Origin of the sequence: Ditibartonella apis, assembly GCF_001952075.1 — a bacterium.
GTDB lineage: Bacteria > Pseudomonadota > Alphaproteobacteria > Rhizobiales > Rhizobiaceae > Bartonella > Bartonella apis.
This window is the reverse complement of record NZ_LXYU01000001.1, coordinates 22,772-36,253: the sequence shown is the minus strand read 5'-3', so window position 1 is coordinate 36,253 and position 13,482 is coordinate 22,772. Positions and strand designations below refer to the sequence as shown.

Below are 13,482 nucleotides of genomic sequence, written 5' to 3'. Positions count from 1 at the left end.
ATCGGCACGGTGAGCTTAGAGCTAAGGCTCTTTAAATATCGGCAAAACTTAAAACCGGGGTATTACTCATCATACCCCGGATTGTTTAACTTTATTTCATGGTCGGCATCGAGAATTCGGCGCCGCTACGAATACCCGAAGGCCAACGCGACGTAACCGTCTTGGTGCGTGTGAAAAATCGGAACGCATCCGGTCCATGTTGGTTCAAATCGCCAAAAATCGAAGCTTTCCAGCCACCAAAAGTATAATAGGCAACCGGTGTCGGTATCGGCACATTAACACCGACCATGCCAACTTCTACGCGGCTGACAAAATCCCGTGCTGCATCACCGTCGCGCGTGAAAATAGTCACGCCATTGCCGAATAAATGTGTGGTTGGCAAAGCGAGAGCTTCTTCATAATTTTTGGCACGAATAACGCTAAGAACCGGCCCGAAGATTTCTTCTTTATAGATTTGCATTTCATTCGTGACATTATCAAATAGGCAGGGGCCGACATAAAAGCCGTTTTCATAGCCGGAAAGTTTGAAGTTGCGTCCGTCGACGACCAGTTTCGCTCCTTCTTTGACCCCGATATTGACATAATTGAGGATACGCTGTTGGGCTTCTTTCGTTACAACCGGACCATAATCGGCCGAAGGATCAAGCGAAGTGCTAACCTTCAAGGCTTTGACACGGGGAATAAGCTTTTCCATCAGCCGGTTGGCTGTATCTTCTCCGATGGGTACTGCGACGGAAATCGCCATGCAACGTTCTCCGGCAGATCCATAACCGGCGCCAATCAATGCATCTACAACTTGATCGAGGTCGGCGTCCGGCATAATCAACATGTGGTTTTTGGCGCCGCCCAGAGCTTGCACCCGTTTGCCATTTGCGGCTGCCCGTTCATAAATAAATCGGGCTATAGGCGTCGAGCCTACAAAACTCACGGCTTTAATATCGGGATTATCCAGAATTGCATTAACGGCGTCTTTATCCCCGTTAACAACATTGAAGATTCCGGCAGGGCCCCCCGCTTCGATAAATAATTCTGCCAATCTGAGCGGTACACCCGGATCGCGTTCGGACGGTTTGAGAATGAAAGCGTTGCCGCAAGCAATTGCCGGTCCTGCCATCCAAAGCGGAATCATTGCCGGAAAATTGAAAGGGGTAATACCGGCGACGACGCCCAAAGGTTGACGGATGGAATAAGTGTCAATGCCGGGGCCAGCACCTTCAGTAAACTCGCCTTTTGTCAAATGAGGCACACCGAGGCTCAATTCCACAACTTCCAGACCGCGCTGTATATCTCCGGCCGCATCCGAAACTGTTTTGCCGTGCTCTTTTGCGAGAAGTTCCGAAAGCGGTTTCATTTCCTCCTCGATAAGTGTTAAAAACTTGCGCAACACACGCGATCGGCGTTGCGGGTTGATAGCCGCCCAGGCAGGTTGTGCCTCTGCCGCAATCTTCACCGCTTCGTCGATTTCGGCTTTCGTTGCTAAATCGACTTTGGCTTGAACCGAACCATCCATCGGCAGAAAAACGTCGGACTGACGCCTGCTTTTACCTCTGACAGATTTACCATTTATAAAATGACCATATTCTTGCATTACTTCCTCCAATGAAGTTATGACTCCATTGTTAAGTGTTATTATCCAAATACAATGGTGGATAATTCTTATCTGTTGTGCAAAATTATGTATTATGAACTGGGATGATCTAAAAATATTTTTGGCGGTCGCACGGAAAGGGCAACTTCTTTCCGCAGCAAAACTTTTGTCTGTTAATCATACAACAGTTGCCCGCAGGCTCACGGCATTGGAAGATGAACTTAAAACACAATTGGTAGTAAGACGTACCACCGGTTGTGACCTGACGGCTTCCGGCGAAGAATTGCTGGTGCGTGCCGAAAAGATAGAAGCCGAATTGTTACTTGCGCAAGAACAGCTTGGCGGCAAGAATATCAATCTTGCCGGTCATGTAAGGATCGCAGCGCCGGATGGTTTCGGCGTGTCTTTTCTTGCTCCCCGATTAAATGATATTTTATTGCATTATCCCGATCTTGTCTTGCAATTGGTTCCTATGCCACGGTCCTTTTCTTTATCGCAACGTGAGGCCGACATCGCTATAACAGTTGAAAGACCAAGACACGGGCGGCTTATTGCCCGCAAACTTGTCGATTATCGGTTGGGTCTATATGCCCATCGCCATTATATCAAGGAATATGGTCTTCCGGAGCGCATTGAAGAACTTAAGGCGCACCATCTCATAAGCTATGTTGAAGATTTGGTGGCTTCCCAGGCACTTGCCTATAATGAAGAAATCAGTCGTGATTTTACATCTAATTTCCAGATATCAAGCACGCTGGGGCAATTGGAAGCAGCCAGAAGTGGCGCCGGTATTGCGGTGTTGCACTCCTATATAGCGCAAAATTTTAGCGATTTGATACCCATATTGCCAGACTATAAAATACAGCGTGCCTATTGGCTATCTTACCACGAGTCAGCACGCAATATCCGTCGGGTCAGCGAGGTTGCATCAATGATCGCCGTTATTGTGCAAAAAAACCGTTCTCTTTTCGAGTAATTAGAATTTCATCTGGGGAGTTTCTTCCACAGTTGATGTGCAAAAAACAGTATTGAATGTGATCTATTTACCGGCTCAATATAAAATAATAATAAAAGGGAACATATAGAGATGGGAATTCGTAAACTTCTGGTTGCCAATCGTTCAGAAATCGCAATCCGCGTTTTTCGCGCAGCCAATGAGCTGAATATCAAGACGGTTGCTGTTTTTGCCGAACAGGACAAGCTTGCACTGCATCGCTTCAAAGCGGATGAAAGTTATTTGATTGGCAGGGGAGCCCGTCTCGACCACGAGATGGGACCGATCGAAAGCTATCTATCAATTGATGAAATCATCCGCGTCGCCAAATTGTCGGGAGCCGATGCAATCCATCCGGGCTACGGGCTTTTGTCGGAAAGTCCCGAATTTGCCGATGCATGTGCCGCAAACGAAATTATTTTTATTGGCCCGACAAGTGAGACGATGCACCGTCTGGGAAACAAGGTTGCAGCACGCAATCTTGCTGTCGAAATCGGAGTTCCGGTTGTTCCTGCTACCGATCCGTTACCGGGTGATCTCGACGAAATAAAGAGACTTGCCGAAAAAATAGGCTATCCTTTAATGCTGAAAGCGTCCTGGGGCGGGGGAGGTCGCGGCATGCGAACCATTCGCAAGGCTGACGATTTGGCGAAAGAAGTTTTGGAAGCAAAACGCGAGGCTAAGGCGGCTTTCGGCAAGGATGAAGTTTACCTTGAAAAATTGGTTGAACATGCCCGTCATGTCGAGGTGCAAATTCTTGGAGATACTTATGGCAATGCCGTGCACTTGTTCGAGCGGGATTGCTCCATTCAACGCCGTAACCAGAAAGTAGTCGAACGCGCGCCCGCGCCCTATTTGAATAACGATGAACGCAGGGAGCTTGCTTCCTATGGTTTGAAGATTGCACATGCGACAAAATATATCGGTGCCGGTACTGTCGAATTCTTGATGGATGTCGACAGCGGCAAGTTCTACTTTATCGAAGTTAATCCCCGTATTCAGGTTGAACATACGGTCACGGAAGAAATAACCGGTATTGACGTGGTCAAAGCGCAAATCCGTATTGCGGAAGGCGCTGCTATCGCCACGCCACAATCGGGTATTCCGAAGCAGGAAGACATCCACATACGTGGTCATGCGCTCCAGTGCCGCATTACCACCGAAGATCCAGAACAGAATTTTATTCCCGATTATGGTCGGATTACCGCCTATCGCGGTGCAACAGGTTTCGGAATCCGTCTTGATGGTGGCACTGCCTATTCAGGCGCGGTGATTACCCGCTTTTATGACCCGTTGCTTGAAAAGGTTACGGCATGGGCTCCTACGACAGATGAAGTTATTGCCCGTATGCATAGAGCACTTCGGGAATTCCGGATTCGGGGTGTTGCTACCAATCTGACCTTTTTGGAAGCAATCATCAGCCACCCGAAATTTGCTGCCAACGACTATACCACCCGATTTATTGATACCACGCCGGAATTGTTTAATTTTGTAAAACGTCAGGATAGAGCAACAAAGCTGCTGACCTATATTGCCGATGTCACGGTGAATGGTCATCCTGAAGTAAAAGGGCGTTCAAAGCCGTCCGACCATTTGGCACGTCCTGTCGTACCTGTCATCGATAACCAGAATATCAGGAGCGGCACAAAGAACCGGCTAGACGAGCTGGGGGCAAAGAAATTTGCCGAATGGATACGCAAGCAGGATCGTGTATTTGTTACCGATACGACAATGCGGGACGGGCATCAGTCGTTATTGGCAACGCGTATGCGTACCCATGATATTGTCACGATTGCTGGAACATATGCAAAAGCGCTTCCCGATCTCTTCTCGGTTGAATGCTGGGGTGGAGCCACTTTCGATGTTGCAATGCGCTTTCTGACTGAAGACCCGTGGGAACGTTTGCAAAAAATACGTGAATCCATTCCCAATATTTTGACACAGATGCTGTTACGGGGTGCCAATGGCGTTGGTTATAAGAGCTATCCTGATAATGTCGTCAAATATTTCATCCGCCAGGCTGCCAAAAACGGCATTGATATTTTTCGTGTTTTTGACAGTCTCAATTGGGTGGAAAACATGCGCGTGTCGATGGATGGCGTGCTTGAAGAAGGCAAACTTTGCGAGGCCGCCATTTGTTATACAGGCGATATTCTGGATAGTGCCCGCGCGAAATATGATTTGAAGTATTATTTGAAACTTGCGCATGAAGTGGAAAATGCAGGCGCCCACATCATAGCCATTAAAGATATGGCAGGCTTAATGAAACCACGTGCGGCACGTATTTTGTTCAAAGCATTGCGTGAATCCACCGAACTGCCAATCCACTTTCATACCCACGACACATCCGGTATTGCAGCGGCATCTGTACTGGCTGCGGTGGAAAGCGGTGTCGATATTGTTGATGCCGCGATGGATGCGTTTTCCGGAAATACGTCTCAGCCCAGTCTCGGTTCAATCGTCGAAGCATTGAAAGGAACCGACCGTGATACCGGATTGGATAGCAAATGGATACGCCGCATTTCGTTTTATTGGGAAGCGGTACGTCAACAATATGCGGCTTTTGAGAGTGATTTGAAAGGCCCTGCTTCTGAAGTATATTTGCATGAAATGCCGGGCGGGCAGTTTACCAACCTCAAAGAGCAGGCACGTTCACTGGGATTGGAAAGCCGTTGGCATGAAGTGGCGCAGGCCTATGCCGATGTCAACCGGATGTTCGGCGATATTGTCAAAGTGACCCCGTCTTCCAAAGTTGTCGGCGATATGGCTTTGATGATGGTCAGCCAAAATCTGTCGGTTGCAGATGTCGAAAATCCGGACAAGGATATCGCGTTTCCGGATTCGGTTGTCTCGATGATGAAAGGTGATCTGGGACAACCGGAAGGCGGGTGGCCGGTTGCTTTACAGAAAAAGATACTCAAAGACATAAAACCTTTTACAGTTCGGCCAGGTTCTTTGCTTAAAGCTGCAAATCTTGAACAAGAAAGAAAAATCGCAACCGAAAAAGCAGGACGTGACATTGACGATGCAGAATTTGCGTCTTTTTTGATGTATCCAAAAGTCTTTACGGATTATGTGGTGGCCAAAAATCTATACGGCCCGGTAAGCTCGCTTCCGACGCCGGTTTATTTTTATGGCCTGTCTTTGGAAAATGAAATACTGGTTGAAATCGAAAAGGGCAAATCGTTAATCATCCATTATCTCGGGCGTAGCGAATCCGATGAAAAAGGCATGGTTACATTATTCTTCGAGTTGAACGGACAACCACGCCGTATCCATGTGCATTATCGTGCTCATGGTTCATCCAATAATATTCGTCAGAAGGCAGAAGCCGGAAACGCGTTCCAGATCGGTTCGCCGATGCCAGGCATGATTTCTTCTGTTGCAGTCCATATTGGTGACAAAGTGAAGACAGGCGATGTTTTGGTGTCGATAGAGGCCATGAAAATGGAAACAATCCTTCATGCCGATAAAAATGCTACGGTAAAAGAGGTTCTCGTCAAACAAGGCGACCAGATTGATGCCAAGGATCTGCTAGTCGTTTTAGAATAAATACCAACTGTGATTTTCCAACCACACTCGTTCCAGCGCGGCATTATTATTCTTGTTTGCTTGCGCTGGAACCCGTTACAAGGCGGATAAAGCAGGCTAGGCTTTCCGGTTTTGTTTGGAACGCACAAAACAATAAAGTTCGATCGGTGTGTGATATTGATCAGTCTGCAACTCAATTCCGGCAGATTTTATATAAAGAGCTCTTCTTCGTATTTTTAAATGGAATATAGCGGAAGCGGCATCCCCTTCGCTATTGTTAAAGGCTGTTTTATACAGTCCTATGCAGTTTTGTTTCCAAAATATTCTTTACCGTTCATTATGCTGCTATACCCTTCAAGAATTATTGGGGAATGAGTTAAGGCATAAGAAAATACAAAAATATACAATATTACTGTTTTAATATATTTTTTGATTGTAATGGCGGAGGGGGTGGGATTCGAACCCACGGTACAGTCGCCTGCACGCCGGTTTTCAAGACCGGTGCCTTAAACCGCTCGGCCACCCCTCCAAAAAGGATGCGCAAGTCTTTACAAGGTTCTCGCTAAAGGTCAATCACTTATTTAAATTTTTTTGAGCCAAATTTAATTTGCCTTCGTTCCTTTATAAATGTTCACTTTCAGATCTCGCACTTTTTTGCGCAATGTATTGCGATTAAGGCCTAAAAGCTCTGCTGCCTTGATCTGGTTTCCCTTTGTCGCTGTGAGGCACGCGAGAATAAGTGGATACTCGACCTCTTCCAATACGCGGTGATAAAGTCCGGCGGGGGGCAGTTCATTGCCGAAAGAAGCAAAATATTTTTGCATATTCATCTCGACCGCTTCGCCGATAGTTATATTGTCATTAACAGAAACCGGATTGTCAGCCCCTTGATGACCGGTTTCATTTTTCAATTCGGTCTCGATAACATCGACCGCGATTTCTTCCTGCGGATAAAGTGCGGCAAGTCTACGCACAAGATTTTCCAATTCCCTGACATTGCCGGGCCAGGTATAGCGACGTAACAAATCAAGCCCTTCATTGCTGATATGTTTCAAAGGCAATCCGTCATCGGTTGCCATTTTGAAGAAATGACGCACGAGATCGGGAATATCGTCGGCTCTTTCACGCAAAGCAGGAATGCGCAAGGGTACAACATTAAGTCTATAAAACAGATCTTCGCGGAATTGCCCCTGATTGATAAGTTGATGCAAATCCTTATTGGTTGCAGCAACAATTCTGACATCGGTCTTGATCGGTGTTCGCCCGCCAACGGTCATATATTCGCCCTGTTGCAGGACACGTAAGAGGCGAGTTTGCGCTTCCATGGGCATATCGCCAATTTCGTCAAGAAACAATGTGCCACCGTTGGCTTGTTCAAAACGCCCGCTTGAACGTGTGTTGGCACCGGTAAAAGCGCCTTTTTCATGACCGAATAATTCTGATTCAATGAGATCCTTGGGGATTGCTGCCATATTGATTGCAACAAACGGCCCTTTGCGTCTTCTGCCGTATTCGTGAAGTGCACGTGCGACAAGCTCTTTTCCTGTTCCTGACTCGCCGGTAATCATAACGGTAAGGTCAGTCTGCATCATGCGGGCAAGAATACGATAAATTTCCTGCATTGCAGGTGAACGCCCGACAAGCGGCATCGTGTCGTTTGTTTCGTCGGATTTTTGTTTTTCGCTCTCGGGGCGGGGTTCAACCATAGCCCGTCCTACGATATTAATCAGCTCCGATAGATCGAACGGTTTAGGTAGATAATCGTAGGCTCCGGCTTCCGAAGCTTTGATTGCGGTCATAAAAGTGTTTTGCGCACTCATGACAATAACAGGAATTTCCGGCCGCGCCTTTTTAATGCGTGGCAAAAGATCGAACGCATTTTCATCCGGCATCACGACATCGGTAATGACAAGATCTCCATCGCCATTGGCAATCCAACGCCATAGCATTGCAGCAGTCGGCGCAACCCGCACATCGTAACCGGCTCGCGAAAGAGCCTGATTGAGAACAGTGCGGATTGCCGCATCGTCATCAGCGACAAGTATCATCCCTTTAGTCATTGGCTTTCTCCGCTTGACTTTCTTTCTGTCTCTTCCGGCCGCCACATAGGCAAGAGAACGCGGAATATCGTCCGGCCCGGTTGTGAATCGCATTCGACGACGCCACCATGGTCGTTCACAAGTTTTGCAACAAGAGCAAGGCCGAGACCGGATCCATTCGGTTTACTGGTGATAAACGGGTCAAAAAGGTTTTCCTGAATGTCTTTGGGTACACCTGGTCCATTATCCTCTACACAAAATTCCATAGGCAACGTGACTTTATCATGCCGTCCTTGAACGGAAAGTTTGATGCCCGGTCGATAGGACGAGGTAAGCGTAATTGTCGGATTTTTTACACTGCCCAGCGCTTCAGTCGCATTTTTAACGAGATTGAGGAAAATCTGGATAAGCTGATCACGATTGGCATAGACCGGAGGCAGTGACGGATCATATTTTTCGACAAATTTGATCTTTTTTGCAAAACCGCTTTGCGCCAGCCTTTTTACGTGATCAAGCACTGTGTGAATATTAACCGGAAAACGTTCGATTGGCCGTTCATCGGAGAACACTTCCATACGATCGACCAAAGCAACGATACGATCTGTCTCATCGGTAATCAGACGTGTGAGCTGCCGGTCATCATCACTGACAACACTTTCAAGTAACTGGGCAGCCCCTCGTATCCCCGAAAGCGGGTTTTTTATTTCATGGGCAAGCATTGAAGCAAGGCCGGTTACAGAACGGGCAGCCCCTCTATGGGTCATTTGCCTATCGAGCTTTTCGGCCATGGATTTTTCCTGAAACAATACAACGACACTTCCCGGTATTTCAGGTAATGGTTGGACAAAGATATCGACAAGTTTGTCATAACCGAGTTTTGGCGATGACAAATCGACATGATATTCATTAACCGGTTTCGGTTTTTCTCTGACCTGATTGATAAGCGAGATGAGAGGACTGCCAAAGGGTAAGAATGTTTCAAGCTTGTTTCGTGCCAATACAGAAGAGCTCGCCTTGAAGAATTGCTCGGCATCGGCATTGGCATAGGCGATACTATTATCTTTGTCGACAAGAATAACCGGATGTCGCACGGCATCAAGCACCAGTCTTGCAAGATTTTGTTCGCAATTTTTTGCTTTTTGTTGCATCGTCAGGCTGCCTTTTCCGGATTACCCAAATTTCTCGAAAATATCGAATTCAACAATGTCAGAACGTGTTCCGGTTTGCGTGAGGTCATGAGTTGCTGCCGCTCTTCACTGCTATAGAAGCCCTTGGCGTGTTTATTCAAATACCAATCGAGATGTTTACGGGCGTGACGCACGCCGGTATTTTCGCCATAATAATCAAGCATCGCCCGATAATGATCGCAAATATAATTTCCGATATTCTGGCAGAAGGGATGGCCTGCGATCTCTCCTGCCAACCACGGTGCACCATAGCATGCCCGCCCGATCATAACCGCATCGGCGCCGGAACGACGCAGGCATTCTTCCGCTTGCTTAAGATTGCCAATGTCGCCATTTGCTACCATCGGAATTGAAATGACATCGCGAACTTTTTTCAAAGCATCCCAATCGGCTTGACCGTTATAAAATTGCATTCTGGTGCGGCCATGCACGGTAATCATGGAAATACCGGCTTCTTCAGCCATTTTTGCCAGTTCCGGCGCGTTGATTGTTGTTTCATCCCAACCGAGCCGCATTTTAAGCGAAACGGGAATTCTTGCTACTTTGAGAACCGCTTCGATCAAGGACATAGCAAGTTTCAGGTCGCGCATAAGGGCAGCACCGGAATATCCGCCGATAACCTTTTTGGCCGGGCACCCCATATTGATATCAATCATATCGGCATGGTTATCCTGAACAATTTCGGTTGCTCTTGCCATCCATTCCGGCTCGCGACCGGCTAGTTGCACAACGTGCTGTGGAAGACCCTTGCCATTTATGCGCATTTGGCTTTCAACCGCGCCGGAACATAATTCCGCGCTTGCCACCATTTCCGAAACCACCATACCGGCACCGGCACGCCAACTTCTTTGACGGAAAGGTAAATCGCTCACACCGGACATAGGAGCAAGAAAGACGCGGTTTCTAAACTCGATATTGCCAACTTCGAGAGGTGTGGAAAGAAAGGTCAATCACTCATGCCTTTTTGTTGTGCAATTTTAAAAACGCCTAATCTTTTACCATTTTATCAATAAAAGGCAATGCTATGAAGAGATTTTGCTCTCCGGATCGATATTTATTGATGAAAAATAATCTCATTAAAAAGCGGGAGTTAAACATAAATTGAGATGCGCAAACGAATTGCACATTGTAAGATAGCAACAGCCTATTGAAAAAATCAAAAAGCTGTATCAATTTTGTTTCGTAATAACTCCGAAACTTTGAAGGGATAGAGATTATGAAATTATATTTTGCCCCTGGTGCTTGTTCACTCTCTCCACATATCGTAGCGCTGGAAGCCGGAATTCCGATCAAACTTGAAAAGGTTGATTTGGCCAAAAAGAAAACGGCAAGTGGCAAAGATTATCTGACTGTCACCCAAAAAGGCTATGTTCCAGCACTGGAACTTGATGACGGCCGCGTTATTACTGAAGGTACTGCTATTGTTCAATATCTTGCCGATCTAAAGCCTGAAAAGAATTTGGCTGAAAAACCGGGTACTTATGAGCGGGCGAAAGTACAGGAATGGCTGAATTATATTGCAACCGAGCTTCACAAAGGTTTTGGACCGCTTTTCCATCCCGGTTCCGAGGAAGAGAAAAAAGCTGCCAAAGCAAAGCTTATCGAACGATTGACCTATGCTGAAAAACAGCTTGAAAATTCCGAGTTTATTGCAGGTGATCATTTCACTGTTGCCGATGCCTATCTGTTTACAATTCTGACATGGTGCAAATTTGTCGGGATTGATCTTCTCGATATGCCGGCCTTGTCGTCCTATATGGAAAAGATTAATAATCGCGATAGCGTCAAAAAAGCTTTCGCAGACGAAAAGGCAGCCTGAAACCTGCTTAAGATGCACGGAAAATAACTGCGAAAGAGAATTTAAATTCCACCTAGTTATTTTAACAGTTTTCAAGGGAAGAAAAGCCTGCTTCTGACTGAACGTCTCGGCAGGCTTTTCATTTGTTAAACTTGCTGTTTCCAATTGTTATTCGGTTAAAAATATTTAATGCGACCGTGAACATACGTGATTGATCAACGGTGGTTGGAACATTACACTATTGCTGAATCGTGTGTGATGCCTTGGCAATATCCTGATCGGTCGATTGTTAATATCCCGATTTGGCTTCTCATTCGGTTCAAAGCTTCAAACGAGCTGTAACGACTATGAGAAGAATGATCGTTTTTTAAGTCTGCTCAAAAGAGTTTGTGATCATCTCCTTAGTTGAGTGAGGCTGGATCGACTTTTTCCTGTATGAAATGAAGTTTCCTCTTGAACTCGGAGTCTTTCCCGTTATATTGCAGCCTCGCTGGAGAGGTGGCCGAGTGGTTGAAGGCGCACGCCTGGAACGCGTGTATACGGGCAACCGTATCAAGGGTTCGAATCCCTTTCTCTCCGCCAGAATTTAACAAAATTAATAAAAATCAATAAGTTGCGTCGTTGTAGGGGGTATTCGTCCCCCAACACATTCTCTATTGAAGCATGGAAAAGCAAAGTGTTGTTCGGAGTAATAGATATAAGAAATTCATATTGTTTATATGTTATAGATAAAATTATTAAAATAAGGTATAAATAAATAATATATTAAAATATTAATAATTAATATTTTAAATAAAAATAGAAACAATAAAATTTATTAAATTTAATTGTAAAAAAGAAAATCAATTTTATCGGAAAAATACACGTCTATTTTAACTAAAATATATCAAATAAATTATCTTATTGAAGGATGTAGGGGGATAACATCAATAGATAAAACGTTCTTTCTTCATAATTTTACCAATTCCTTTTGTGTCCACACCTATCTCTTTCAATATTGCAAGATGGGAGATCATTTTAACAATGTTTACGGCGCGTAAAAGCTCGTAACCAGTCAAGACATTTTCTGACTTATCGGGGCGATGGGCATAATAATTTCTTGTCTCAACCAGTTTGTTTATAATATCGTTTTTCTTGATAGCATGAAATGTATCGTTAAGTTCTTCGCAAAATATATCCCAATAAGATTTCAACCGCGTTCTAAGTCCAGGTTCATTTATGTGAGCAAGCATGCCTTTGATGCGGTCACAAATATCCTTAGGGACATCCGCTTGTCGCAATGTGCTGTATATTTTGTCGGTATCTATGTCTTTTTGTTGCTCCGAAGAAACAGTTTTTCGGTGCAATGCTTCAATAGCTTGTATAAAAAACTGAAACTGCAAAGAGAGATTCAATTGCCTAAGTTCCAGTCCTTGATAATGGAGATTGACAGCTAATTTAATATTTTCTTCGATTTCAAGCCATTTATCAAGAAGCGGTGACAATTCGGAAATATTATTCAAATGGACAATGGAATTCGATGGCTTTTTAGAGCTCAGTATTTTTCTAAAACCGTATACTTCGACTGTTGCGTGTATATCGTCGTTATCTATATCCGTGGAGATGCTGTTGATATCAAGAATGCGTCCGAAAAGGAATGAAAAAAACTTTCGGACACTGTAAATTTTATTCAAAGCAAAATTGAAATCGACGGGCTTCGCAAAATGTAAAATAATGGGATAACTAAAGGTTCTCAATAGTTTGTTGCGTGATAACTTTTCGAGAGATAAAGATCGCCAAAGTTCTAATTTCATGTCGCAACTTGGGCAATTGATAAAAACAGAGGGTGCAAGAGTGTTCTCCTGATTGTTTGTTGATAATTTTCCGGAGTCCACGTGATCAAAAGGGGATTCAAACTTTGGCCAATTGTGAATTTTATCAATATCTTCAATATCAATTTTCCAATTATCCGAACATATTTCGTCGAAATTATTGAAGTTTGCTCCTTTGAATGCAAAGCCTATATGGAATCTTGTGTCGGATCGGCCTGAAAAATCGAAATTCGCATTTTCTTCATGAAGTTTATACAATGAAAACAAGCTGGTGGATGAGCCGATAGATGATTTGAAATTCAGTAATTCAATTTCGCTCGGAGCCACCGATTTTGGCCAATCACTTTTGGATAGATCTTTTTCATTGATAATCAGCAGCTCCGATATGTTAATGGAAATTTTTTCGTCGGTTAGATGAAGTGCGGCAGGAAATTTCTTTCCATCAAATATTACACTGCCCATATGTTCTTCATTGACCAATTTCGAAACTCCTTTATTTGAAAATAATTGACTACTTCAAATATATAAAACAGT

At 44.8% G+C, this 13,482-nt stretch carries 8 protein-coding genes and 2 tRNA genes; 4 read left to right on the top strand and 6 right to left on the bottom strand.

The window, feature by feature from the left end; genetic code table 11:
• Positions 1-91: 91 nt before the first annotated feature.
• Complete coding sequence (locus tag PEB0122_RS00160) at positions 92-1,588, bottom strand: CoA-acylating methylmalonate-semialdehyde dehydrogenase (protein ID WP_075915180.1); 1,497 nt, start codon at positions 1,586-1,588, stop codon at positions 92-94.
• Between the two features lie 94 nt (positions 1,589-1,682).
• On the opposite strand from PEB0122_RS00160, the gene PEB0122_RS00155 reads away from it, so the two are divergent.
• Positions 1,683-2,564 carry a LysR family transcriptional regulator gene (locus PEB0122_RS00155; RefSeq protein ID WP_075915179.1) on the top strand — a complete coding sequence of 294 codons (882 nt, stop codon included), beginning with the start codon at positions 1,683-1,685 and terminating at the stop codon, positions 2,562-2,564.
• A 111-nt stretch (positions 2,565-2,675) separates the two neighbouring features.
• Positions 2,676-6,134 (top strand): pyruvate carboxylase, encoded by a 3,459-nt coding sequence (gene pyc, locus PEB0122_RS00150; RefSeq protein ID WP_075915178.1) that lies wholly within the window; start codon positions 2,676-2,678, stop codon positions 6,132-6,134.
• A 418-nt stretch (positions 6,135-6,552) separates the two neighbouring features.
• Here the strand turns inward: pyc and PEB0122_RS00145 are convergent.
• The 4 genes from PEB0122_RS00145 to dusB form a co-directional block, all read right to left on the bottom strand.
• A tRNA-Ser gene (locus PEB0122_RS00145) sits at positions 6,553-6,642 on the bottom strand.
• A gap of 73 nt (positions 6,643-6,715) precedes the next feature.
• Positions 6,716-8,173: a nitrogen regulation protein NR(I) gene (gene ntrC, locus PEB0122_RS00140; RefSeq protein WP_075870904.1), complete on the bottom strand. Its 1,458-nt coding sequence runs from the start codon at positions 8,171-8,173 to the stop codon at positions 6,716-6,718.
• On the bottom strand, positions 8,170-9,300 hold the full coding sequence (locus PEB0122_RS00135; protein ID WP_075870905.1) for a two-component system sensor histidine kinase NtrB: 1,131 nt from the start codon (positions 9,298-9,300) through the stop codon (positions 8,170-8,172). The genes ntrC and PEB0122_RS00135 overlap by 4 nt, the downstream gene beginning before the upstream one ends.
• Positions 9,301-9,302: 2 nt before the next feature.
• Entirely contained in the window at positions 9,303-10,289 is a 987-nt protein-coding gene (dusB, locus tag PEB0122_RS00130; RefSeq protein WP_075915177.1) for a tRNA dihydrouridine synthase DusB, read from the bottom strand.
• Positions 10,290-10,555: 266 nt separating this feature from the next.
• Here dusB and gstA point away from each other — a divergent pair, with 266 nt between their 5' ends.
• Together gstA and PEB0122_RS00120 are read left to right on the top strand one after the other, a co-directional pair.
• Positions 10,556-11,158 (top strand): glutathione transferase GstA, encoded by a 603-nt coding sequence (gstA, locus tag PEB0122_RS00125; RefSeq protein WP_075915176.1) that lies wholly within the window; start codon positions 10,556-10,558, stop codon positions 11,156-11,158.
• A gap of 471 nt (positions 11,159-11,629) precedes the next feature.
• Positions 11,630-11,719, top strand: a tRNA-Ser gene (locus PEB0122_RS00120).
• 344 nt (positions 11,720-12,063) lie between these two features.
• On the opposite strand, the gene PEB0122_RS00115 is transcribed toward PEB0122_RS00120, so the two are convergent.
• Entirely contained in the window at positions 12,064-13,428 is a 1,365-nt protein-coding gene (locus PEB0122_RS00115) for a HEPN domain-containing protein (RefSeq protein WP_075915175.1), read from the bottom strand.
• Positions 13,429-13,482: the final 54 nt, after the last annotated feature.

Bases quoted from the DNA above. Each gene is read 5' to 3' on its own strand.
- PEB0122_RS00135 (WP_075870905.1), bottom strand. From the start codon at position 9,300: ATGCAACAAAAAGCAAAAAATTGCGAACAAAATCTTGCAAGACTGGTG.
- gstA (WP_075915176.1), top strand. From the start codon at position 10,556: ATGAAATTATATTTTGCCCCTGGTGCTTGTTCACTCTCTCCACATATC.
- pyc (WP_075915178.1), top strand. From the start codon at position 2,676: ATGGGAATTCGTAAACTTCTGGTTGCCAATCGTTCAGAAATCGCAATC.
- PEB0122_RS00155 (WP_075915179.1), top strand. From the start codon at position 1,683: ATGAACTGGGATGATCTAAAAATATTTTTGGCGGTCGCACGGAAAGGG.
- PEB0122_RS00160 (WP_075915180.1), bottom strand. From the start codon at position 1,588: ATGCAAGAATATGGTCATTTTATAAATGGTAAATCTGTCAGAGGTAAA.
- ntrC (WP_075870904.1), bottom strand. From the start codon at position 8,173: ATGACTAAAGGGATGATACTTGTCGCTGATGACGATGCGGCAATCCGC.